Origin of the sequence: Kluyvera sp., assembly GCF_047971185.1 — a bacterium.
Classification (GTDB): domain Bacteria; phylum Pseudomonadota; class Gammaproteobacteria; order Enterobacterales; family Enterobacteriaceae; genus Kluyvera.
Genome location: NZ_JBKDZH010000092.1, coordinates 1 through 25,480 on the forward strand (window position 1 = coordinate 1; position 25,480 = coordinate 25,480).

General features: G+C 46.3%; 21 protein-coding genes. All 21 read right to left on the reverse strand.

Translation table 11 applies throughout. The features are described 5' to 3' along the window. On the reverse strand, nt 1-1,024 hold a 1,024-nt coding region (gndA, locus tag ACK5JN_RS19585; RefSeq protein ID WP_416871678.1), incomplete at its 3' end, for an NADP-dependent phosphogluconate dehydrogenase. 97 nt (nt 1,025-1,121) lie between these two features. Continuing rightward, on the reverse strand, nt 1,122-2,033 hold the full coding sequence (locus ACK5JN_RS19590) for a glycosyltransferase (RefSeq protein WP_416871679.1): 912 nt from the start codon (nt 2,031-2,033) through the stop codon (nt 1,122-1,124). Then, a complete protein-coding gene (gene glf / locus ACK5JN_RS19595) occupies nt 2,026-3,135 on the reverse strand; it encodes a UDP-galactopyranose mutase (RefSeq protein ID WP_416871680.1) in 1,110 nt (369 codons plus the stop codon). The genes ACK5JN_RS19590 and glf overlap by 8 nt, the downstream gene beginning before the upstream one ends. Before the next feature lie 2 nt (nt 3,136-3,137). Next, nucleotides 3,138-4,187 (reverse strand): glycosyltransferase family 2 protein, encoded by a 1,050-nt coding sequence (locus ACK5JN_RS19600; protein WP_416871681.1) that lies wholly within the window; start codon nt 4,185-4,187, stop codon nt 3,138-3,140. A gap of 48 nt (nt 4,188-4,235) precedes the next feature. Next, nucleotides 4,236-5,330, reverse strand: a complete 1,095-nt coding sequence (locus tag ACK5JN_RS19605) for an EpsG family protein (protein WP_416871682.1) — start codon at nt 5,328-5,330, stop codon at nt 4,236-4,238. 87 nt (nt 5,331-5,417) lie between these two features. After that, nucleotides 5,418-6,197 carry a glycosyltransferase family 32 protein gene (locus tag ACK5JN_RS19610; protein WP_416871683.1) on the reverse strand — a complete coding sequence of 260 codons (780 nt, stop codon included), beginning with the start codon at nt 6,195-6,197 and terminating at the stop codon, nt 5,418-5,420. 4 nt (nt 6,198-6,201) lie between these two features. Continuing rightward, complete coding sequence (locus ACK5JN_RS19615) at nt 6,202-7,230, reverse strand: glycosyltransferase family 2 protein (RefSeq protein WP_416871684.1); 1,029 nt, start codon at nt 7,228-7,230, stop codon at nt 6,202-6,204. A 3-nt stretch (nt 7,231-7,233) separates the two neighbouring features. Next, entirely contained in the window at nt 7,234-8,382 is a 1,149-nt protein-coding gene (locus ACK5JN_RS19620) for a polysaccharide pyruvyl transferase family protein (RefSeq protein ID WP_416871685.1), read from the reverse strand. Continuing rightward, nucleotides 8,379-9,761 (reverse strand): Coenzyme F420 hydrogenase/dehydrogenase, beta subunit C-terminal domain, encoded by a 1,383-nt coding sequence (locus ACK5JN_RS19625; RefSeq protein ID WP_416871686.1) that lies wholly within the window; start codon nt 9,759-9,761, stop codon nt 8,379-8,381. Before ACK5JN_RS19625 ends, ACK5JN_RS19620 begins: the two co-directional genes overlap by 4 nt. Beyond that, nucleotides 9,719-11,239, reverse strand: a complete 1,521-nt coding sequence (locus tag ACK5JN_RS19630; RefSeq protein WP_416871687.1) for a hypothetical protein — start codon at nt 11,237-11,239, stop codon at nt 9,719-9,721. Before ACK5JN_RS19630 ends, ACK5JN_RS19625 begins: the two co-directional genes overlap by 43 nt. Before the next feature lie 324 nt (nt 11,240-11,563). Then, nucleotides 11,564-12,457, reverse strand: a complete 894-nt coding sequence (galF, locus tag ACK5JN_RS19635; RefSeq protein WP_416871688.1) for a UTP--glucose-1-phosphate uridylyltransferase GalF — start codon at nt 12,455-12,457, stop codon at nt 11,564-11,566. Between the two features lie 214 nt (nt 12,458-12,671). After that, nucleotides 12,672-13,667 (reverse strand): NAD-dependent epimerase/dehydratase family protein, encoded by a 996-nt coding sequence (locus ACK5JN_RS19640; RefSeq protein ID WP_416871724.1) that lies wholly within the window; start codon nt 13,665-13,667, stop codon nt 12,672-12,674. Nucleotides 13,668-13,831: 164 nt separating this feature from the next. Next, entirely contained in the window at nt 13,832-15,244 is a 1,413-nt protein-coding gene (gene wcaM, locus ACK5JN_RS19645; protein ID WP_416871689.1) for a colanic acid biosynthesis protein WcaM, read from the reverse strand. A gap of 9 nt (nt 15,245-15,253) precedes the next feature. Further along, entirely contained in the window at nt 15,254-16,477 is a 1,224-nt protein-coding gene (wcaL, locus tag ACK5JN_RS19650; RefSeq protein WP_416871690.1) for a colanic acid biosynthesis glycosyltransferase WcaL, read from the reverse strand. Continuing rightward, complete coding sequence (gene wcaK, locus ACK5JN_RS19655) at nt 16,474-17,754, reverse strand: colanic acid biosynthesis pyruvyl transferase WcaK (RefSeq protein WP_416871725.1); 1,281 nt, start codon at nt 17,752-17,754, stop codon at nt 16,474-16,476. The genes wcaL and wcaK overlap by 4 nt, the downstream gene beginning before the upstream one ends. Before the next feature lie 104 nt (nt 17,755-17,858). After that, a complete protein-coding gene (locus ACK5JN_RS19660) occupies nt 17,859-19,343 on the reverse strand; it encodes an MOP flippase family protein (RefSeq protein WP_416871691.1) in 1,485 nt (494 codons plus the stop codon). 9 nt (nt 19,344-19,352) lie between these two features. Continuing rightward, nucleotides 19,353-20,747, reverse strand: a complete 1,395-nt coding sequence (gene wcaJ / locus ACK5JN_RS19665; protein WP_416871692.1) for an undecaprenyl-phosphate glucose phosphotransferase — start codon at nt 20,745-20,747, stop codon at nt 19,353-19,355. A gap of 116 nt (nt 20,748-20,863) precedes the next feature. Beyond that, entirely contained in the window at nt 20,864-22,234 is a 1,371-nt protein-coding gene (gene cpsG / locus ACK5JN_RS19670) for a colanic acid biosynthesis phosphomannomutase CpsG (protein ID WP_416871693.1), read from the reverse strand. Nucleotides 22,235-22,337: 103 nt separating this feature from the next. Beyond that, a complete protein-coding gene (gene cpsB, locus ACK5JN_RS19675; RefSeq protein ID WP_416871694.1) occupies nt 22,338-23,774 on the reverse strand; it encodes a mannose-1-phosphate guanyltransferase in 1,437 nt (478 codons plus the stop codon). A gap of 3 nt (nt 23,775-23,777) precedes the next feature. Then, nucleotides 23,778-25,001, reverse strand: a complete 1,224-nt coding sequence (gene wcaI / locus ACK5JN_RS19680; RefSeq protein WP_416871695.1) for a colanic acid biosynthesis fucosyltransferase WcaI — start codon at nt 24,999-25,001, stop codon at nt 23,778-23,780. After that, complete coding sequence (locus ACK5JN_RS19685) at nt 24,998-25,477, reverse strand: GDP-mannose mannosyl hydrolase (protein ID WP_416871696.1); 480 nt, start codon at nt 25,475-25,477, stop codon at nt 24,998-25,000. The genes wcaI and ACK5JN_RS19685 overlap by 4 nt, the downstream gene beginning before the upstream one ends. Nucleotides 25,478-25,480: the final 3 nt, after the last annotated feature.

Genomic DNA, 25,480 nt, shown 5'->3' on the forward strand with positions numbered 1-25,480 from the left:
CACGCAGCTGAGAGAAACCTTGTGCATACGAGACGATTTTACCCAGATACAGCGCACGACGAACTTTCTCAACGAATTCAGCTTTATCACCAGCTGGTTTGGCCTGAGGACCAGACAGCACTTTTGAAGCGGCAACGCGCTGCTCTTTCAGAGAGGAAATGTAACGAGCAAACACAGATTCGGTGATCAGGGACAGGGGCTCGCCCAGATCCAGAGAGCTCTGGCTGGTCCATTTACCGGTACCTTTGTTCGCCGCTTCGTCCAGGATTACATCAACAAGATATTTACCCTCTTCATCTTTTTTAGTGAAGATGTCTTTAGTGATGTCGATCAGGTAACTGCTCAGCTCGCCTTCATTCCACTCGGTGAAGGTCGTTGCCAGTTCTTCGTTAGACAGGTTCAGGCCGCCTTTCAGCAGGGAATAGGCTTCAGCAATCAGCTGCATATCGCCGTATTCGATACCGTTGTGAACCATTTTCACGTAGTGACCCGCACCGTCAGCGCCGATATAGGTCACGCACGGTTCGCCATCTTCCGCCACCGCGGCAATTTTGGTCAGAATTGGTGCAACCAGCTCGTACGCTTCTTTCTGGCCGCCAGGCATGATGGATGGGCCCTTCAGCGCACCCTCTTCACCGCCGGACACGCCGGTACCAATGAAGTTAAAGCCTTCAGCAGACAGTTCGCGGTTACGACGAATGGTGTCCTGGAAGAAGGTGTTGCCACCATCAATGATGATGTCGCCTTTATCGAGATACGGCTTCAGGGAATCGATAGCAGCATCGGTGCCTGCACCCGCTTTCACCATTAACAGGATACGACGTGGGGTTTCAAGAGACTCGACGAACTCCTTGACCGTGTAGTGAGGAACCAGCTTTTTACCTGGGTTCTCAGCGATAACTTCTTCAGTTTTTTCACGGGAACGGTTGAAGATGGAGACGGTATAACCACGGCTTTCAATGTTGAGCGCCAGGTTGCGCCCCATTACGGCCATACCGACTACGCCGATCTGTTGTTTGGACATTATTTGCTCCTGTTTGGGGGTTCACGATTCATACACAGCTTGAAAATATTTGTGATGTTAACTCAAGTTTTATTCATGATGATAGCTGAAGATGCTTTTACTGTTTCGAACCAGGTTTGAATAGCTCTGTATTTTTCAAGGAGTCAGCATCCCAGAATGCATGCCAAAGTACTTTCAGTTGCTTAAACTGTCCTCTAATGAGGCAAGAACAACCGTACCCGATAGCTAGAATTATGGGTTTTTTCCTTACGAAAATGTTAGTACCGTATTTTTTGTGAAGATAGAACAGATTCCTAAGCATGAAATAACCTTTCCAAGAAAGTAGGTCATTTCCTTGGTGATTGACAAGAAGTCGGTATGCCTTCGCCTCAAGATTACAAACGATTGGTATCTTTTTCCTTTTTGCTTTTATAGCATACTCAATATCATCACAAAAAATAAAAAATTTGGGTTCAGGAAAACCAATACTAATTATGGTATTGCGGGAAATCAAAGGTCCCTCAAATGGGATAGCTTCTATAGATATCAATTTTGGCTTATCATCACTCTCTTTTATATGCTGTTTGAGAGGAATTCCTTTAGGGTTTAGTTTGAATGGATTGGATAAATTATATGTCAACGGGGAAAGTTCTGCACAAGTATTATCAAGATTATACCTAACTGGTTGTACTATCCCTTGAGGATTATTTGATATTAATTTTTCAAGACAGTCAACAGTCGGCATGAGGTCGTCATCCATTAACCAAAGATAGTCATAACTATATTTTTCAGCCTCAAGAAAACCAAAATGAAAACCGCCAGCGCCACCAAGATTTGCACCAGTATTTTGATACTGAATGATATCTGACTCGAACGTACTGACTAATTCCCTTGTACCATCAATGCTATTATTATCGACAATAATTATTTTTTTTAAAGGGTAGCTTTGATTGTTAACAGATTCAATAACCTTCTTTAATAAGTCTTTTCTATTATACGTTACAATTATAGCTATCACATCTTTATTCACTAGTAACTACCTCCTTGCGAAATGCAGACAAAGCAGATCTGATGACCTGGTGCATGTCATAATACTTATACTCTGCCAAACGCCCTCCAAAAATCACTTTTTCGTTTTCCATGGTCAATGAATAATATTTTTTATATATCTGCATATTTTTTTCATCATTTACAGGGTAATAATACTCATCCCCTGATTCAAACTCTTTTGGATATTCACGGGTAATCACGGTTTGTTTTTGCGTACCAAACTCAAAAAATTTATGTTCAATTATTCTAGTGAACTCATATTCTTTATCAATGTAATTAACTACCGCATTACCTTGATAATTTTCAATATCTAACAACTCAGTTTCAAATTTCAATGAACGATAATCAAGCGCTCCATACCTATAATCAAAATATTTATCAATAGGCCCTGTATAGATAACCTTATTTGCTACAGAATTCCAATAGTCGCGTTCATCAAAATAATCAACACTCGTTTCTACTTTGATACCTTCGAGCAGTCCAGAAATTATTTTATTATAACCGCCTACTGGTATCCCCTGATAGCGGTCATTAAAATAGTTATTATCATAAGTGAAGCGTACAGGTAACCTTCTTATAATAAAAGAGGGAAGTTCAGTGCATTTTCTACCCCATTGTTTTTCGGTATACTCCTTAATCAAGGTATTAAATATATCTCGCCCCACTAAAGATATTGCTTGTTCTTCAAGGTTTTTGGGGTCAATACTTGAAAACTCGGCGCTTTGTTTTGCTATTATTTCTTTTGCATCCTGTGGAGTGATTACCCCCCACAATTGGTTAAAGGTATGCATATTGAAAGGAAGATTATATATACGACCTTTAGATAAAGCCATTGGAGTATTTGTATATCGATTAAACTCAGCAAACTGATTAACATAGTCCCAGATATCTTTATCATTAGTATGGAATATATGTGCTCCATATTTATGTACATTGATATCAGCAATGTTTTCACAATATACATTCCCACCAACATGCTCTCGTCGCTCAATAACCATCACTTTTTTATTGGCTTTGTGCAACTCATGTGCAAAGACACTACCATAAAGACCACTACCAACAATAACATAATCGTATTTCACAATTATCTCCCACGCCAAGTTTTAATTAATTTGTGTATAATAATGATGGGTTTAAAACAAATGACAGGATAAATAAAATACTTCCCTGTCTTTTTTAAGATATTAAATGGAAATTGTCTGACACAGAGAACAGGAGTGAATTCTTTCATGTTGAATTCTTTTATATAAAAGTGCGAGATCTTGTTTAGGTTGGATAAACATTGTCGCATTGGTAATCTAAGGGACAAAAATACAAGAGTAAAATACTGATTAATTATTACTGATTTAATATATTTAGACTGAGAATTTTCATACAGATAACTAACTCCCTTTAGGATATCTAAATATTTATTATCATTAAAAAATGTTATAGCGCCACGACGTTGACGATAAAAATAGCAATCAAAATCAATATGAAAATGAATTTTTGCGCGATCTATTAATAATGGAATTAATGCTACATCTTCATAAAACCAACCTCGATGAAACTCAATGCCACTGAATAGTGTTTTTTTGTAAATTTTATTCCATGCAAATACCGGTTTATCATTATAAAAATCAATACTAACTTGCCTCAAATAATGATTCTCATATGAACAATTGTATTCCTCATATTTATCGCCAAAAAATTTGATAAAATTAAAGGATAAAATATCAAAATTTGTTTTTTCTATGCAATCCACAATAATTTTCAAGAATTGTGGATGAACTATATCATCAGAATCGATAAATGAATAATATTCCCCAGAAGCTTTCTTGATGCCAAAATTTCTAGCATCCGATAACCCTCCGTTACTTTTCGAGAAATACTTCACACATGAATATTCAGTAGCCATCGTTTTAACTATTTGTAGAGAATTATCAGTTGATCCATCATCAACAATGATAATTTCAATTTTTGTTAAATAACTATCCCTGGCGTTTCTCAACAGACTTTTTAGACAATCGGCTATATATTTCTCAACGTTATAAACAGGTATAATTATAGATAGAATGGGTTTGCTTTCTGCATAAGATGGGTGATTATTTTTAGCAGTAAAATCCCTATCATTTTGCATAAATAAATTAGACATAAACATTCCGATTTATTACAACTTTTATTAAAAGGTAGTTTCCATTATTTAGGATACACATGCCTTAGAAAATATACATATGTTGAAATAATAGTTATAATCAGTTTCTTTTGAAATATTTGAACCGACCATCACATTAAAGAGACACAGACATAATATGCAAGCAAAATAACACGGCAAAACAATTTTTGGCCTTACTAAATAAGACAATCTATAGACAGATGTAAAAATCAAGATAATTGCGATAGGTTTTAGAAAATCGCTAAGTCTTGAAAAGATCAAAATATCGATTGACATTGCACGTAAAAGAACAAAGAAAACAACATACTTAATCATCATATCATATTGTCGTGGAAGCAATTTTGCACAACTAACAACAACACCTAATACAATTATTATAGAGAAAATACTATACGTTTTTTCTAAGCCTGTCTTAGGAATGAAGAACTCAGACTCAAAATATGTTAAAAATCGGCTATCAAAAAAGAGTAAAATATACTTTATAAGCCCTGAGAATAAATTGAAGTATGATAAAAAAACCAAGAATGGAAACATTAAAAGAAGTAATTTAACATTAACTCTACGAAGAATAAAATATAATGGAAAAATAAACAATGCAGCAGAGTGAAATAATATTGCTAAGAAAGCCATTATATAGAATGATACATCTTTTTTATCTTTCAACAATGCGCAACTTATAAAGACCGCAGAAAGTGTAGAGCGAATTTGATTCAATGAGAGAAAGAAATTAAATGAGTAAAATGCCAATAATAGTCCACATGCATAAGTTATACTTACTCTGTTAATACACTTTTGATAAGCAATAACCACTAAATAATATAAACCAACTGAATATAATATTGCATACAAAAGAAATAAGGCTTGTGCATTACCGCCTAAAAACTGAATCAAGTAAGTAATTAATTTGAATGTTGGGTCCAAATATACATCACTTGTGGAGCGCAATAATTCAAAATAATTAACATATGACATAAAATCAAAACCAACATCATATCTGAAACCAGCAACTAATGTTGTCGGCACTAAAGCGGCGATAATAAAGAGTCTACGATCTGGCAATAAAATACAGATTAAAGCCATATAAAAGAAATATAATACAGAAAAAAAATATAGGAAAGTCATAGAACTGTTACCTGCAAAACGTCATGATTAAGCGCGCTTGGAGATTATTTTAACAACATAAACAAAGTTCTCTTTAGGAATGACATTTTAGCTAAAAATTTTCTTAATCGTTTTTAGTAAACCATTGTCGCGAATCTCATCTATCAAGATAATTGGTTTATTGATCCACGAACCTAGCGAAAGACCAAAAACTTTTATTAGTTTTTTCTTTCTTTCCAATCCCTTTTTCTTAACATCAGAAAGCCAACTTGCATCATAATGATGAATTGAATACGTATTTTCAGTAAAATTACTAACACCCAACAGAGATATTGGACATAAATAATCTTCAGATAAAATAATAATGTTTTTTAAAATTTGAGTTTTTCCGTTTACTTTTAACCCCAATCGCATCAGTGCTCTCGTTTCTCTTAAAACGCAGGGCGTCATATCATAATCACCGAGTTCATTAACAAAACTCAGTTGTTCATATTCGGCAAGCAGAGAAAGGAAAAATGGATGACCTTGCTCGGCCCCAAAACCTAAGCCTGAGTTAACAACACAATTTTTATTAGATTCAAAGCCCATATATGCAGGATATTGTAGTAGATTGTCGAGAGGTTTAAGTAGCTCAACATCTGTATCAAGATATATACCACCGTGTTCGCTTACAACTTTGAGTCGGATATAGTCAGAAACAAAAGCCCATTTTTTCGATGCATAAGCTTCTCTGACAAATAAGCAAGATTCAAGATCAACATTACTTTCATCCCATCTAATAATCTTGTAGTCGGGACAATATTTTTTCCAACTTTCAATACATTTTTTTGTTAATTCTGGAAGCGGGTTACTTCCGAACCAACAATAATGAATTATTTTGGGTATCATATTTTTACCTTCCTTTCATTTTTACTTGTATATAACCAATTATATATAATATTTTTTTCGCAAGGTAATGATAACCAATATTATGGAGAACGAGAATGAGCTTATAATAAAACCTAATGTCAGAGTCTATTATAGGTAACTTATCTTTTTGGAACATATTCCATGATATATTATTAGAACTCATCTTACTTTGAGACAAGAACCAAACCTTTTGTGTTAGTTTAAATTTATTCAAAGGTTTTGCAAAAGAAATTTCAGCAATGTTTTCTAGTAAGAAAAACTCAATGAAGTTGATGGCGTTTACAACATTGTTAATTTTTACCTCATCAATTTTACTAGTTAATGAATTCGGGTTATCACGTCTATAATGATAAAGTGATTTATCGATAAAAGATATTTTATTCGCAATTTTCAATACTTGAATTATAAAAACAACATCCTCTAGATAATTTAATTCCACATTGAAGGTTATTTCATTTTCTATTATTAATTTTCGTCTAATTAATTTATTCCATGTAAAACCCTGCATATTCCCAAGTAATATGTTTGTTATGCAATTGTATTTATTAATATCTGCTTTTTGCTTAACGGATTCTTCTTTATCATCCATAACCATATAATAGTTACATATGAGGACATCTGCATCGTCACTAACGATTTTTAAATACATGTCCTCCAGCATTGTGGGCTCAATCCAATCATCACTATCTATATGAATTATGAATTCGCCACTAGCAAGAGAAGTTCCTTCCGCCCTTGTATATGAAACCCCCTTATTTCCACGATTTATAATTCTAATTGTTTTATTATGTTGCGGACACTCTTCAATAACTCTTTCAATTACACTCAATGAATCATCGGTTGAACCATCATTGATAATAATTATCTCGATATCATCTAAAGTTTGCTCAAGTAAACTTGATAATGACTTTGCGATGTACATCTGACTATTATAAACAGGGACAACTACAGATACAGAAATTTTATGTCCTACTATTGATAAGGAATCTTCATTAGACGATTTTGATTTCATAACTTACTGATTGCCCAGAGCAAGTAAAGCTTTTTCTAGATTACCCATGCATTGTTCTTTTAAAATAGCTAATTTCATATTAACTACGTCATAGTCGATGTCACTATTTAACAGTTCCGGTGAGATATCTTCAACTTTACTAACCAGTCTATCGTCTAAATTAAAAAGATTAAGCAATGATATAAATCTAGCCTTCCCTCTCTCCTCATTGGCAATTGAGATAAATGGTTTATTAAAAATAATAGCAAATACAGTCCCGTGGAAAGAGTCTGTAATAACAAAACTAGCAGATTCAAAAGAGGCAAGCCACGACTCTATTGAAGGAAATTCATACTCCGAAAAATCAGCTATTTTGAATGTTTTCTTTCTTCTTGCCTTAGGATACGTAAAAAATATATCCTTATTAAAAAAATTTGCAACTTCATCGATGATTTTATTTTTCTTTATATTTTCATCAAGCACATAACTAAATATTTTACCTTTGTTTTCATTTATAATATATGGCTTCAACAAAGAAAAATATTCATCTCTGCTTAACAATAATGTTGGGTCCAATACATGAACAGCATTAACATTAAATTTTTCTTTACAAAGTGTAATCGCCGATTGCTCACGCACAGAGACATAATGAAAATCTCTCAGAAGCATGCCACAATTAATCGTTTGTTGTTCAGAAAACTCCCAGTCATCAGTTCCAAATGAAGCTGCATAAGAAATTTTTAATATTTCATTGTTTTGTATTAAAAAATCCAAGAAAAACGATTCTATTCGAGGTGAATATATTGGGCGCCAAGTTTGATCGCTTCCGACGATAACAGCCGAATATGCTTGTTTTTTGAAATAAGAACTTAAATCAGATATAGAATTAATCTCATGTGAATATTTAATGTTGATTTTTATAAAGCGCAAATGTTCTTTAGATATTCTTTCTATATCAGCAGACGAGAATCGATAATATAACTTACCATTTACTATTAATTGTTTTATCTTTGAAAAAAAAACTTTCAATATGTTAGGTTTTTTTGGATTAAGTCGATAATTAATTGTTTCAGGCTCATGCCCTAATTTAACTATTACTTTTTGTAAAGCATAAGCTTGCAATGTACCACCATAATTGGTATGCAATGGTTGAGTCATTATTGCTACTTTCATTTTCGCCCCGTTAAGAAACCTTTAAATAAATACACTAAACGATTATATTTTCTATTTATTAAGGTTATATAATTAAGCCTCATCAGATATTTTTTCATTAACTTGTCGAACATTGATGAATCTTTAGTCTCCCTCCATATTTCTAAGCTTTTTTCACGAGTGACTAAACGTTGTTTTTGCATTAATTTGGTCAATATTGTCGTTTCAGTTAAAAAGCGAGATCTTTTAATAGGATATTTTTTATTCTCTCTTTCTGCTTTTTTAATTCTTACAAGCAGTCCTTTATGCCTATGATTAAAGCTACCTTGCTGTGATGATTTAAATAGTTCAAGATCTAGCGTTTCTAATTTCAGATTGCCACTATTAATTCCATCTTCAATAATTTTCTGAGCTAATTCCGAGCGGCAAACAATAACGCTGTTTCCTGCGCTTTCTAAATTATATGGTTTAATCCATGCATCTCCTAATGATATATCAGCAAGCTCCGTTGTCACATCATCACAGAAATCACATGCATTAGATTTAAATAATCCAGTGCCCCACATATCGCCCATTTTCTGCATATCGATAACATGGATTCGTCTGCTGTCCTTACCAATACATGAAAATTGATAATCCAGTGCTATACCGTTTTTTTTCTTAACTCTATACTCTGCGTTAGAATATTCATTCTTACATCCTGCAGATTGAGATAAATAATCTGTATAATAACGACTTTTCAAACCCCCACAAATAATCCCCACAAGAAATGGTATTTTTTCTTTTAAAGCTGGATGAAAATGCTGTTTTAACCGAATTGCTTTAATAAAACAAGCGACCCCCGAGACTGCAACGCGACCTTCAATCCTATATAAACATTCGAAAAGATTTTCTAATGTCACTGGGTAATATCTTGTCTTAGATATGTCTTTTATTTTCTCATGATCATCAAATATTTGATAAGCATAGACTCCGTTTATCTCTCGAACGATGAAGAGATGCTCTACATATTTATTGATTAATAATTGCTCAAATACATAAGTTGCTAATCCACCAGATGATGAAGATTCTCGATACTCAGTTGAATAGCCAACATATAATTGCCGATAAAGACCGATATCCTTATCTTGTTTAGTAGCGTTTTCAAAAGAGAGCTTTGCTAAATCATCTTCATCGATAATAGACGTTCTATTTAAATTAAATGGACAAACTCTCTGCATTAAATCTAGTGTTGATTCTTGGCTAATTTTAGGTTCAAGAAAACCATTGGAATTCCATGTCATAGAAGATTTTTTACTTAAATCTTCCGATATACAAACCCCACATCCCGTACAAAGTTGATTATCAATTATATCGTTTAGTGTGCCGTTTTTTTCTTTATTAACAACTCTTTGAGCCATTTTTTTTCCTTTTTAGAAACAACAATACTATAAAAAACAATAACATTTAACATGGCAATTAATATACAATTAGTTAATGTTATCACTAAAGAATCAGGCCCAATGTATTTTGTAGTTAAATAACCAAGTAGAATAGCAATAACGGATGAACATGCACATGGGGAAATAACTTTTTTAATATAACTTCTATAATTAAATGTAGAATAACTCGAAATAAATAAAACTCTTAAAACTAGATTTATTACAGCTGTTATTGTAAAAGGTATGAACATTGCTAGAACACTATACCCCATCTTAAATAAAATAAAAGTTATTGGCAGGTTTAGCAGAATAAAGAAGCTAACAACCACTTGATATTTTTTTATTCGGCCAGTAGCTTGTATTCCAGTGATTATACTCTGAGAAAAACTATCAATTAAAGCAACTACAATGATAAACCTAACACATTCTACTGTATATAGAGGAATGTCGCCAAGCCATATTTTTAATAAGCTGTCAGTACAGATTAATATTGGAGAGCTAATTACAAACAAAAATGAAAATGTATATTTAGAACCAAATTCTATCAGCGAGTAGTATCGCAAGCGCTCATTTTCTACGTAAGATTTAAATATTTGAGGCCTTAATGCAACAATTAAAGACTGGGTTAGTGAATTAATTGCATTCAACACAGTCATAGAAATAGCATATGCAGCATTAATTGTCGTTGCAAAAAACATATTTATTACTACATTAATGCCTTGTACACGACACATATAGGAAAAATTACCGAACACATTCCAGAGAGAAAAGGCCGTGATATCCTTTAATATATTTTTGTTTAGCTGCCCCCCCTTTAGCACCTCTCCGAACTTTAATCTACAATATATGTAATAAATAAAGAAATCTAGAACTGCTACAGCTGTAAGTAATATAGAATATATAATCAATTTATTTTTTGTTGTTATAACCAGTAATAAAGTCATTACTAATTTAGCACCAACATCAAATATCATCATATATGCATAAAATGACATTCGCTCATATGCAAGCACCAAAGAGTTAAAAGGTGTTTGTAAGATAAGTAATATGACAGTAAAAACGGATGCTATATAAACAATTAATGCCGAATCAACTGAACCAGCAGGTATATTCAATAGCCTGCCAACAAGCATATCCTTAATAATTAAAAGTCCAACACCCAAAAGGATTCCCGCTGATGAGAATATAAAGAGACTATTCTTAACTGCATTTTTTATAGATTCTAATTGACCTGTCCCTACACCGAATGCAATGTAGCGCTGAACAGAATCACTCATTGCTGTTATCACAAATGAAAAAAAGGCTACTACTCCATATATCACACTGAATATACCATAATCAGAAGCACCTAACTGCTGGAGTATTATTCTAGTTGTATAAAATGAAACCCCAAGCGACACAATAGTTCTGGTAGCTAAAAACATGGTGTTTTTTACAATTAATTTGTTACGTGACATTTAGTTTATTAGACTTACATGATGGATTTATTGATTATAGCCAGAAAAGTAGTTTTACCACGCTACCGCCCCTAGCTTTACAGTTACCAGAACACTGATTAAATATATTAAAATGATGTAAATACTGAAACTTGAAGCAAAATGTTTAATGTCGAATTATTCCTTAAAGAATCGCCACATATGGGTCAGAATAGTTTCTCTATTTATATTTTACTTCAAGCATCTTAATTGCCACACCTTCAGTGAAAAAACTATATTTTATTTATTGACAAAACGATATTGATATTACCCCCTAGCCAGTTGATTTCATTTATAATGAAATCACTATTTAGATAAGATATCTTCAATGTGTTTTCTAAGTTTTGTCCCATCCTTCAAATTTCGTAACCCATACTTCACAAACGCCTGCATATACCCCATCTTCTTCCCGCAGTCGTAGCTATCCCCCGTCATCAGCATCGCATCCACCGACTGCTTATTCGCCAGTTCAGCAATCGCATCGGTCAGTTGGATACGGCCCCATGCCCCAGGAACTGTCTTTTCCAGTTCAGGCCAGAGATCAGCAGAGAGCACATAGCGCCCGACAGCCATCAAATCAGATTCCAGCGTTTGCGGCTGATCCGGTTTTTCGATGAAATCGATAATGCGACTAACCTTACCTTCAACGTCCAGCGGCTCTTTGGTCTTAATAACCGAATATTCTGACAGATCCCCAGGCATACGCTTCGCCAGCACCTGACTACGACCGGTTTCATTAAAACGAGCCACCATAGCAGCCAGGTTATAACGCAATGGATCGGCCGTGGCGTTGTCGAGCACGATGTCTGGCAGCACAACCACGAATGGATTATCGCCAACAATCGGTTTTGCGCAAAGGATAGAGTGACCTAATCCTAGTGGTTGGGCCTGACGTACGTTCATGATGGTCACGCCAGGAGGGCAAATCGACTGAACTTCAGCAAGCAACTGACGTTTTACACGTTGCTCGAGCAAAGCTTCAAGTTCATAGGAAGTATCGAAGTGGTTCTCTACTGAGTTTTTCGATGCATGAGTGACCAGGACAATCTCTTTGATGCCAGCAGCCACAATCTCGTCAACGATGTACTGAATCATCGGCTTATCGACGATGGGCAGCATCTCTTTAGGGATTGCCTTTGTCGCAGGCAACATATTCATACCTAAACCAGCTACCGGAATGACTGCTTTCAAATTCATCATTGTATAATCCACTTGTGTACGGTTGATAAAGTATAGGCTTTTAGCCTCTATTAGTCAGTGCCAGGTTGACTAACCTACTGAAATAGATAGCTAACTAAGTTCGCTTAACTAACAGTAGACCTCATCAACCCGCCATTTTGACTCAGAGGAATCGGAAAGCCCGCGATTTTGTCTTACTACCGCGGACGGAATCCGTCATAGCCACCTCAGCAACCTACTCAGTAACAAAGGTGATGTCATCTTTCTTATCGTGTACGAACTCGTACTGCAACGTACGGTCCAGCCCCTGGGATAGCGTGTATGGCGCGACAAAACCAGAACTATGCACTTTTGACGCATCAAATTGTGTCGTAGCGCAGAATTTTTTTACACGGACGGAGCTGATAGCGTATTTTTTCCCCGTGACTTTGCTAAGAATATCAAAGCAAAAACCGCCTAACATTCCTGCAAAATAAGGTAAGTGAACAGAAGGGATCTTTTTGTTGAGGCTTTTTTCAACTTCAGCAACCAGTTGATTCATGTTCAGGTCTGGCTTATCTACATAATTGTAAACTTCGTAACCTGCCTGTACGTTACTGAGTTTATACTTGATAAACGCAACGATATTGCCAACGTAGGCCATTGATTTATAGTTCGTTCCTGCGCCAACCATCGCAAACTTCCCGCCGGCAATTTGCTTGAGCAGGTTGTATACGTTGCCACGGTTTCTTTCACCGAAAATCACGGTCGGCCGGACGATCGTTAAAGAACGTTCCTCAGGTGCCTTGTTGTACCATTCGCGCAGAACCTCTTCGGCCTGCCATTTGCTTTTGCCATAATGGTTGAAGGGATCGTGCGGGTGAGTCTCGTCAGGGTTCTTTTTATTAAGACCATAAACAGCGACGGAGCTGGTAAAAATGATATTTTTAACACCATTTTTATCCATCGCTGCAAGGACATTGCGCGTTCCCTGGACGTTCACGTCGTAGTACAAGGTGGTCGGGCTGACATCATCACGATGCTCAGCAGCCAGAAGTACCACGGTCTCAAAGCCTGCGAACCCAGTATCAAGATTTTCCTGATTACGAACATCGCCGATTTCAGTAAGTTCAGGGAAAAAATGGCTTTGCTGTTTGTCTAAGTTTTTAACTTCAAAGTCATTTTTTACCAATTCAATCAAACGAGTACCAACAAATCCCGACGCTCCGACAAAGCAAATTTTATTATTCATAATCAAGTTAACTGTTTGTGCTATCTGCACTAAAAAAGACTGACTCCTGAAATCAAGAGCCTCTCTTGCAAACAATATCCAACCTTCTGGTAGTGCGGTGATTATAAGCCTTTACTCACCGATATCCAGTGTGTATGAATCAGACAGCTCATTTTATCATCAACTCAGTAACCGGGCGCTTTCTTTTGCGGCAATGGAAAATTTACAGCTTCAACATTGACCACATGCTGATCCACGCGGTCAATATCCACCGCCACCTCCCCCTTCTCGTTCACCGCCTTCACGTTCGCCAGCGACAGCAGTGTGTCCTGCTTAGCCATAAACTTCCCGCGCACATCCTTGCGTAAGTCAAAGTTGAGCTTCAGCGCGGGCCCGCGAGAGGATAGCTGCATCACGTTGATGTTCCTCAAGAAAATATGCTGAGGTTTGTTGTGGATCTCCAGCGAGGCATGCTTCATGGAGAGATTAGTGATCGAAACGAACGACGGGTTGTTACCAGAGGAAATTTGTATGCCTCGTACTTTGTAAGCCAGAGCACTATTATCCATCTGTACATTATTCAGCCGGAAATTTTGCGGTATCGACAGATAGTTGCCTTTGATAACACCGTAGCCAATAAGCATGCCCGCGCTATTTACCATATCGACACCATCAATAACGAAATTATCACAGCCGTAGATCGCCACCGTCGCATTATCTATTCCCGCCTTCTTACTGAACTCCGGCGTAATATTGCTGGCCTTCACGTTACGAATAATAAAATGCTTCCCATTCTCAACATGAACCAGCTGGCGGCAGTTGCTGCCGGTGATGTTGGCGACGACGAAGTTTTTCACCGCCTGCTCTTCCGGGTAGCCGTTATCGTAGGTGCTGCCGGCCAGGCCGATACCGATGCCCCAGTTGACCTTGCCGTTGGTGCAATCGATATGGTCGATTACGTGGTCGGAGATCAGAATGTTACGGTCGTTAATCGCCACGTTCCACTCGATGGCGTCGCCCTGTAGGTAGCTGAAGTGGCAGTGGGTGATGTTTACGTCCAGCCACTGATTATGGTAGCCCTGGCGCAGAATGCCGTAGTTGGCTTTGGTGATGGTCAGGCGGGTTATGGTCAGGTTGCGCAGCGTGCTTTTATCTTTACCGCCGATAAAAATCTGCGTCACCGGGCCGTAGCCGCTCATCGTTAGCCCGGCGATGGTGCAGTCGCCGCCGCGCACGTCGAGGGTAATGTTGTAGAGACTTGCCGCGCCGCTGCCAACAACCTGGCAGCCCTTTTGCAGTATAAAGCGCCCTCGCCCGTTGCCTTTCAGGACGCCGGCAATCGCCAGCGTTTTACCGGGCGGCAGCGTAATCGCGGTATTGATGTTATCGCAGACCACCTCCGCCGGGACGTTGACGGTATCCGCCTGTGCGAAGGCCTCGTTAAACGCGCGGATCCAGTCGCCGTCATGCACAAAGTCGCGAATGTCCGCGGTGGTGCGTTTCCCGGCGGCACGTGCGGTGGTCGCCGACAGTACCGGCAGCGCGGCGGCAAGCGTCGCCCCTGCCGTGAGGAAATAGCGTCGGGTTAAGGTGTGCATAGCGCCTCCTTAGCAAAGCGTCTGCAGCAGGCTGGCAAGCTGCCGGTTGATCACCTGCTGGTTAAAATCGGTTTCGACTTTCGCACGGGCGCGCGCCAGCACCGGCTGGAGGCTGTGCTCATCCATGCCGCCCAGCGATTGCAGTTTGTCCGCCAGCGCCTGAGCGTCGTTCTCCGCCACCAGCCAGCCGGAATTGCCGGATTCAATCAGCTCCGGGATGCCGCTATGCACCGTCGACAGCACCGGGATCCCCACCGCCATCGCCTCCATCAGCGCGACCGGGATACCTTCCATATCACCGTCGGCACCGGTTACCGACGGCAACAGAAAGACGTCGGCTTCATCAAGCAGCGCTTTCACTTCATGGCTCGGCTTAAAGCCCGGCATCTCCACCCGGTCTTCCAGCTGATACTGTTCAATCAGGGTGCGCAGGCGGCGCTCCCACGGGCCTATGCCGAGAATGCGATAGCGAAAGTTAACGCCGCGTTCCTTTAACTGGCGGCAGGCTTCAATCGCCACGTGCAGCCCTTTTTTCTCGGTCAGGCGCGCGACGGAGATAATCTGCAAGCAGCCGTCCGGCGCTTTCAGCGGCCGCAGCGAGAAACGCTCCATATTGACGCCCATCCGCGAGACGGTGATTTTGTCCGTCGGGCAGCCCATCGCCCGCAGCCGGTCGGCCCATAGCTGGCTGATGGGCAGCATCATGTCGCCACGGCGGAACAGCTGCTGGTATTCACCGGTATAGTGGTTCAGCACTTCGCGGCTGGAGATATCAATGCCGTGGAAGACGGTGGCAATTTTGCCGCTGATGACGCCCAGCTCGCGCAGCTTGGCGGCGGTGACGCCCGCCGGGCCGAAGTGGGCGATGTAGACGTCGGCGGCAATCGGCGCGGGTGTCCGGCTACAGATAGAGGAGAGAATCAGGTTGCGCGCCTCCTGGCCGTAGCGGCGCGCGTTCAACGCCCGCCAGACGGCGGGACGGAGCAAGCCGCGCAGGGTGCTGAACGCCCGGTAGCGCAGCTTCTCCAGCGCCGTCGGCGGCTCATCCTGCAACCAGCGGACTTTGTCCGCCAGCTGGTATTGAGTGTAGGCGGCATGCGTGTTGGTCAGGTCGCCCTTTTGCAGGGCGACAATCTCCACCTCATACCCCATCTCGATAAACGCCACGATTTGGTTTAAGACAAACGTCTCTGACGATAGGGGAAATTTCAGCAGGAAGAAGCTGACTTTCATCGGCCCTCCCGGATGCGGTTAAGCACCGATTCAATCATGGTGAAGCCCTTCTGGCGCTCGCCTTCGACCGCCGCCGCCACTTTCTCGCCCAGCGCCGGCAGCTGGTTGAGAATATCGCCCACCACGCCCTGCATCGAGCCGTCGAGCAGGTGACGAATGTCGATGGCCATTTCCGGCATCCCCAGCTGCTGCATAATGCCCGCCGATTTGTGTTCGTAGTTGATGGCAATCGCCGGCGTGCCGAAGTTCATCGAGATAATCGCCGAGTGCAGGCGGGTACCGATCGTCAGTTCACAGGAGGCGAGGATTTTGCCGATCTCCACGTCGTTAAGCTCGTCCATCGCGATATGGAAATGCTCGCGATTTTTGACGTACTGCGCCATCCGCAGCGCGACCATACGGTCGTCGCGGTTGTAGCGGTCGATGCTGGTGCAGGTCGAGAGCGCCAGCACCTGATAACCGTCATCAATCATGCGGTTGACCACCTCGGCGAAGGCTTTTTCATACGCCTGCTGGGTGGTGCCCAGACGCTTATCAAACGGCTCCAGCTCGCGCAGGGTGATCGCCACGGTTTTACGCTGCGCGGTCAGGTTCAGCCAGTGCTGCACCGCGTAGCTCGGCGTAAAGCTGTCGTTGCGATGCTCGACTAACCAGGCGGTATCCACGCCCTGCTCCACTTTGCTGGTGTTGATTTGCGCTTTCGCCATCAGCTCGCGGCTGACGGTTTCGCGCAGAATCAGCGCATTGGTGCGGCCAAACACGTAGTTGGCCAGCTGGTTGAAGTCCGGGTTCTGGAACGGGCCAACGCTGTGGCCAATCATGTAGATAGGCTTGTTGGCCATAAAGGCGCACAGTGGGTATTCGAAGTGGGTTAGCCCGTAGAGATCGACGTAGTTCGACCCGCCAACCTGAATAATCGCGTCATAGTTACCCAGGAAGCGCACAAATTCATGGAACTCCGGCGCAATCTCAAAATTACGCAGCTTGCCTTCGCCGGTCACCTTTGCCAGCAGGATCTTGTGCTGGAAACGACGGCGCAGCACCTTCTTCACGCGCCCGCTCACGCCGGCTGCCGCCTGCTGTTTCTGGCTCAGCTGATACAGCGGGTCGGCAATAATCTCACGCCCCTGCAACCAGGAGGAACTGATCGGGAAACGGCTCATCACGTCCATTTCAACGTCCGGCTGCTGGCGGAGGATTGCATCAAGCAGGCCACGCATAATTGCGCTATCGCCGCGGTTGCCGCAGGTGTGGTTTCCCAAAATAAGTAATTTCATCATGGCCTCATCAAAAGGGGTTTCAATTCTGTAGCCCGGCCGAACGCAGTGACGCCGGGAAATCCCCGGAGTCGGCGTAAACACCTCGTCCGGGCTACGTTATGTCAGCAGTCTGAAATGCGTAATAACGTCTTCAGTTTCTGGCTCCGACAGAGCGGTTTTTTAAGTTCAATCAATAGGCTGTTGCGCGACAGCATGATCACCAGCGCAAAGCTGATGACACCAGCCAGCACCTGCAATGCCAGCAGCAGAGAGAGCGAGACGCTCCCTTCCAGCAGCCGCCCTACCGCGTAGCTTGAAACAAGCGTCGGCAGCGAGAGACGGAACGGCAGCCACAGGCTCAGCAGGTAATCGCGGTAGCCCGGCCCCAGCACCGGTTTGATCATCACGAAGTAGCTGAGGATGGTGTTGATGATTTGCACCAGCAGGAAGCCGAGGGTGACGCCAATCGCGCCGCCGAGCTGCCCGCCGATAATCACCGCAGGAATAAACAGGAAGGTTTTAAAGACGTTGAATTTGAAGCTGATATCCACCCGCGCTTTCGCCATCAGCAGCGAGCCAATCGGGTTGCCCACCGAACGCAGCAGCCCCACCACGCACAGCAGCTGGAGGATCGGCACAATGTGCAGCCATTTGTCGCCAAACACCAGCGGCACAAAGTTGTTGCTGACCACCATCAGCCCCAGCAGCGCCGGGAAGTTGATAATCCCCACCACCGACAGCAGCTTGTAGAAATTAATCCGCAGCTTGTCGGTGTCGTCCTGAATTTTAGCGAACGCCGGGAACAGCACGCGGGTGATGATCGGGTTAAGCTTCATCGGCGGCACCACCGCCACGTTGTAGGCGAGGTTATAGCCCCCGGCGACGCTGGCGCCGAGGATACGCGCCAGCGTTAGCGTCGACAGGTTGGTGTTGATGTAGTTGACGATGCTGTCCGCCGTCAGCCACGCGCCAAAGCGCAGGTTCGGCACCACCGCCGCCAACGAGAAATGCAGGCCGGGACGATAGATCTTACGGCCAAAGTAGCCGAACAGCAGCGTACGTACGGCGCTGTTGACCAGATAACCGAGGATTGCCGTCATCGCCAGCGGCCAGAAGCAGGCGCTGATCACCGTGAAAGTAAAACCAGACAGCACCGCCGCGGTCTCAATCGAGCCAATCTTGTTGAACTCCAGCTCTTTTTGCATCAGCGCGCGGAACTGCTGGCCGTGGGGGATCACCACAAAGGCCAGGGACAGCGTCTTAATCAGCGGCGCCAGGTCCGGGTTGTGCAGCAGGCGGGCGATGGTATCGCTCAGCAGATACACCGCGGCAAATACCGCAATCCCCAGACCGACGTTCAGCCAGTAGAGCGTGGTCAGCTCCAGCTGGCTAATCGCTTTACGCTGAATAATCGAGTTGGCGATGCCGAAATCCGACAGCGTGTCCGCCAGCGCGATAATCACCAGCGACACGGTCAGCAGGCCAAACTGGTGGCCGTCGAACAGCCGCGCCAGCACGGTCATCTGCGCCAGCCCCAGGCCAATAATCACCACCGTTGCCATCGCCGACCATTTCGCGCCGTTGATGGTTTTTTCTCTCAGGCCCATGTCACTTCCTCAATAGGCTGCTTTGTTGACAAAGCCTTTGAACACCGTCAGGAACACAATCTTGATATCGAGCCACAGGCTCCACTCGCGAATGTATTCGAGGTCGAACTCCACCCGTTTCTCCATTTTTTCCAGGGTGTCGGTTTCGCCGCGCCAGCCGTTGATCTGCGCCCAGCCGGTAATGCCGGGCTTCACTTTGTGGCGCAGCATGTAGCCTTCAATCAGCTGACGGTACTGCTCGTTATGTGCCACCGCGTGCGGGCGCGGGCCGACGATCGACATGCCGCCGGTGAGCACGTTGATAAACTGCGGCAGCTCGTCGAGGGAGGTGCGGCGCAGGAAGTTGCCGACGCGGGTGACGCGCGGGTCGTTCTGCGTCGCCTGGGTTACCACCTTGTCGTTCTCCATCACCTTCATCGAGCGGAACTTCCACACTTTGATCGGCTTACCGTCCATGCCGTAGCGGGTCTGGCGGAAGATGATCGGCCCCGGCGAACTCAGCTTCACCGCCAACGCAATGCAGCACAGCGCAGGGGAAATCAGCAGCAGAATGCCCAGCGCCAGCACGATATCTTCCAGCCGTTTGATGATGCGGTTCACCCCGGAAAGCGGCGTGTCGTACAGCGGCACCAGCGGAATGCCGTTCACCACCTCCACGCGCGAGTGCAGGATATTGAAGGTAAAGACATCGGGGATCAGCAGCACCGAGCAGGTGGTGTCGGCAAGAGAACGGACCACCTCTTTAATCTGGCTTTCTTCCTGCATCGCCATCGAGATATAAACGTTGTGAATTTTGCCGTTGCGCGCGTCGTCGAGCAGCTGCTGTAGATTACCCATCCAGTCGGCGTTGACGCCGCCCGGTTTGGCATCGTAATAGCTGCCCACCACCTCATAGCCCAGCCACGGCTGGTTGCGGAAGCTCTCCAGCAGCGCCTGCCCTTCCGGCATATCCCCCGCCACCGCCACGTAGCGGGTGTTATAGCCGCGATGGCGCAGCATACCGGCGCCGTAACGAATAAACGCGCGGCTTGCCAGCATGCCGATGGTGCTCAGCAGGTACCACGCCAGCCAGATGCCAAAGTTAGTATTAAAATCGTCGTTAAACGCCAGCAGTCCGGCGGCAAACACCAGGCTCAGCGTCCAGTTCTGCAGCAGCAGCAGCAGTTCGGTGGTGATACGTACGCCGCGCCATGAGCGATAAAAATCGGTGATCCCGCCGATCATCTGGAAAACGACCAGCGTCACCAGCGCCATCAACAGATGGAGATACATGAACGGCAACGCGAGGGCCTGACACACCAGCCACAGTCCACCGAGCATGATGGTGATGTCAGAAAAACGCTGCACCATGGAGATTAACGATGCATTCGTTTTGGCTCGCTCGCGCTTTTTTAGAGTCGTCATCGTCGGTCCTATTTCGTGGTTTCCCCCTCACCCTGGCCCTCTCCCCAAAGGGGAGAGGGAACAGTCCGATTTTCTCCCTCGCCCTTCGGGGAGAGGGTCGGGGTGAGGGGCAATAATTACTGATTAAGCAACGCCAGAATGTCCTGCGTTCGCGCCTGCATCAGCGGCGTATTCCCGCGAGACTCCACGTTCAAGCGCACCACCGGCTCGGTGTTGGAGGAGCGCAGGTTGAAGCGCCAGTCGGCAAACGCCAGGCTGATGCCGTCGGTGCGGTCAATCTCCAGCGCGCTGCCGGCAAAGTGTGCTTCCACGCGGGCAATCGCTTCCGACGGTGCAGCCAGCTGGCTGTTGATTTCGCCGCTCGCCGGGAACGCCGCCATACGGTCGCGTACCAGCTCGCCCAGGGTTTTCCCCTTCAGGCACAGCAGCTCGCTCACCAGCAGCCACGGGATCATCCCGCTATCGCAGTAGGCGAAATCACGGAAATAGTGGTGCGCGCTCATCTCGCCGCCGTACACCGCGTCGTCCTGGCGCATGCGCTCTTTAATAAAGGCGTGACCGGTTTTCGACATCACCGGCGTGCCGCCCGCCGCCGTCACCACGTCCACGGTGTTCCACGACAGACGCGGGTCGTGAATAATGCGCGCGCCGGGGTTCTTCTCGAGGAACGCTTCCGCCAGCAGGCCGACGATGTAGTAGCCCTCGATAAACTGCCCTTTCTCATCGAACAGGAAGCAGCGGTCGAAATCGCCGTCGAAGGCGATGCCCATATCGGCACCGTATTTGATCACCGCGTCGCGGGTATCGGCGCGGCACTCCGGCAGCAGCGGGTTAGGGATACCGTGCGGGAAGGTGCCGTCGGGGGTGTTGTGCACTTTGATCAGGTTGACCGGCACGTTCAGCGCCTTAAAGCGGGCCTCCAGCGCATCAATCACCGGGCCTGCAGCGCCGTTACCGGAGTTCACCACCAGCTTCAGCGGGGTCAGGTTTTTGACGTCGATATAACCCAGCAGATGGTCAATGTAGGCATCGCGCAGGTCGATTTTCTGATAGCTGCCGCGCGCGGCGTCGTTGACCGGCGGGAAGTCGTTAGCTTCCGCCAGACGCTGTACGTCGCGCAGGCCGGTGTCGCCGCTGATCGGACGCGCGCCTTCGCGCACCAGCTTCATGCCGTTGTAGTCCATCGGGTTATGGCTGGCGGTCACTTCAATGCCGCCGTCAACGCCGAGGTGGAAGGTGGCGAAATAGATCTCTTCGGTACCGGAAAGCCCGATATCCAGCACGTCAACGCCCGCGTCGCGCAGGCCGTTCGCCAGCGCCAGCTTCAGCGCTTCGCTGGTCAGGCGTACATCGCCGCCCAGTACGATAGTTTTCGGCTTCAGGTATTCGCCGTAGGCGCGGCCGATGCGCCACGCGATGTCTTCATTCAGCTCTTCGCCGAGCTTGCCGCGGATGTCGTAGGCTTTAAAACAGGTTAATTTAGTCATGTTTTTACCTTTCTTCAGGCAACAGTTCGCCCTGACCGTAATGGCCATCAATTTTGGTCTCGTTATTTGCCGGACGGCGCCGCGCTATCCGGCCTGCTGGGCGCTATACGCGCCCGTAACGGTCCTGGAAGCGCACCACGTCGTCCTCTTCCAGATAGGCGCCGGATCGCACCTCGATCAGGTCGAGCGGGATTTTCCCCGGGTTTTCCAGGCAGTGGGTCACGCCAAGAGGGATATAGATAGATTCGTTTTCGCCCAGCAGCGTAATCTGGTCGTTGAGGGTGACTTTGGCGGTGCCCGCCACCACAATCCAGTGTTCCGCACGGTGGTGATGCATTTGCAGCGACAGCCCTTCCCCCGGCTTCACGGTGATACGCTTAACCTGATAGCGATCGCCGGAATCGATCGAGTCGTACTTGCCCCACGGGCGGTAGACTTCCCGGTGAATGTGGTGCTCGTGGCGGCCATCGGCCTTAATCTTCTCGACCACCTTTTTCACGTCCTGCACCGCGTTGCGATCGGCGATAAGCACCGCGTCTTTGGTTTGCACCACCACCAGGTCCTTTACCCCGACGGTCGTCACCAGGCCAGACTCTGCATAGACATAGCTGTTTTCGGTTTTATGGCTGATCACATCGCCGTGGTGCACGTTGCCTTCCGGCGTGTGGTTGCTGATCTCCCACAGGGATGACCACGAGCCCACGTCGCTCCAGCCCGCGTCCATGGGCACCACCACCGCATCCGCCGTCTGCTCCATCACCGCATAGTCGATGGATTCGTCCGGGCAGCTCAGGAACGCCGCTTCATCGACGCGGATAAAATCGAGATCCGGGTCGGTGACGTCCATCGCTTTTTCGCAGGCGCGGAGGATATCCGGGCGGTATTTGCCCAGCTCTTCCAGATAGCGCCCGGCGCGGAACAGGAACATGCCGCTGTTCCAGTAGTATTCACCGCAGGCCACGTAGGCCTGCGCGGTATCCAGGTTCGGTTTTTCGACAAACTGCGCGACGTCGAAGGCCAGCCCGTCGCCGCTGCCCGGCGTGACGTCACCGCGACGAATATAGCCGTAGCCAGTCTCCGGCACGTTCGGCACAATGCCGAAGGTCACCAGCTTGCCGCTTTCGGCATACGGCGTGGCTTCGCGCACCGCGGCGCGGAAAGCGTCTTCGTCCTGAATCACATGGTCCGCCGCCAGCACCAGCATCAGCGGGTCGCCGTCCGGCTCGCGGCGCTTCGCCGCCAGCGCCGCCAGCGCAATGGCTGGCGCGGTGTTGCGTCCTGCCGGTTCCAGGATAATGTTTTCAGTGAGCTTATCGAGCTGGCGCAGCTGCTCAGCCACAATAAAGCGGTGCTCCTCGTTGCAGATCACCACCGGGCTGGCGCACTTCACGCCGTCCAGGCGGTTCACCGTCGCCTGCAGCATGGTCATGTCCCCTTTCAGGCACAGGAACTGTTTGGGGTACAGCACTCGGGACAGCGGCCACAGTCGGCTACCCGAGCCACCGGCCATCACGACCGGGAAAAGCGTAGTTTGACTCATCGTTTAACCCCGAATATCAGCAATAAATTGGTTGAGAACGTGTTCTTTATCGAGCGAACGTTCCGCCCAGCCGCGTGCGATGGTATTGCGCTTCGGCATCTTCAATGCCTGTTCAATGCCTTCCACCAGCGACGGAACCGATTCAGGCGTCACGCACACCGCAATGCCCGGATTGTCCAGACACAGCTGGCCGAGCTCGGTCTGCGGTTCGGCGGTAATCACCGCGTTACCGCCTACCGCCAGAATATTGGTCAGCTTAGAAGGCAGCACCGCGTCCGCCGCGCCGCGCTTCTGAATCACCAGATGGCAGTCGCCAATCGCCAGCAGCGCGGGTAAATCCTCATACGATTGCAGCGGCAGGAACCTGACGTTATCCAGTCCGCGTTCGGCGGCCATTTTCTCCAGCCGCGCTTTGCCGCCGCCCTGGCCGACAATCGCAAACAGCCACGGCTGTTCACGGAGCTGTTCGGCGGCGGTAATCACGCTCTCCAGCCCCTGCTTCTCGCCGATATTGCCGGAGTAGAGAATAATTTTGCGCTCGGCCGGCAGGCCAAGACGCTCACGCAGCGCCATCACCAGCGTTTCCGGCACCTCGCGAAAACGGGACACTTCCGACCAGTTGGGGAAGAAAATCACCTTCTCCGCCGCCACGCCCTTTTCGCAGGCCTTGTTCATCATCGAGCGCGAGATGGTCGACACGTTATCGACGTTATGCAGCCCGCTGCGCTCAAAGGCGCTGGCGAGTTTCGCCACCTTGCCGCCGTTGCCTTTGCCGGCCATACCCAGCCCGAGCATCGCATCCACTTCATAATCCTGAATGTGCAGCAGCGTGCGCGCCCCGGAGAGCTTCGCCAGCAGGCGCATACCGGGGGTGCAGAACAGCGTCGGCACCACGCCGATAATGCGATCCGGTTTCCAGCGGCGCTGGGCCATCAGCGGGAAGAAGCTGCTCAGCGCAAAGCTGCCGAGATGAAGCAGACGCTTCAGCGTTGACGGCTGCTTAGGCACATACAGCGGGCAGCGCCAGACGGTGGCGTCGCCAACTTCCCGGCGGTAGCGCCAGCTGGAGTAGTTAACGCCAACCTGCCATTCCGGGTAGTACGGCGGTGCGGTAATCACCCGTACCTCATGGCCCTGCTGCGCCATCCATTCGACCATTTCCCCGGTGTATTTGCCGATGCCGGTCAGTTCAGGCGAATAGTTGATGCCATACACCAGAATCTTCATAGGCCCGGCACCTCGGCCATTTTGTCGATACGAAAATAGGCGCGGCTGTTTTCGTGAACGTTGTCGGACTCCAGCAGCGCGGGCGGCGTCAGCCAGCGGTAGTCATTGTGCTGATCGTCCGGCAGCGTTAAGGCGTCGGCGTCCACCTGTAGGCGGAAGGCCAGCACGATGTAATGGGTGGAGAAATCCGTGCCGGAGAAATTATCGTCATAGAAATGCTGCCACACGCCGTAGAAGCTGCCTGCCGTGATCGGCAGGCCCAGCCCCAGTTCGGCCTCGGTCAGGCGGGTGAACGCCTGCGCCAGCGTTTCATCTTTCTGTACCCGCCCGCCCGGCACGAACCAGTAGCCCTGCGCCGGACGGTTGGTGCGTTTGCCGAGCAGACACTCGCCCTGCGCGTTCTCGACGATCAAATCGATGGAGATCAGCGGCGTAGAGCGCACCACGGTGGCAAACGCTTCCTGGCTCAGAAACATACG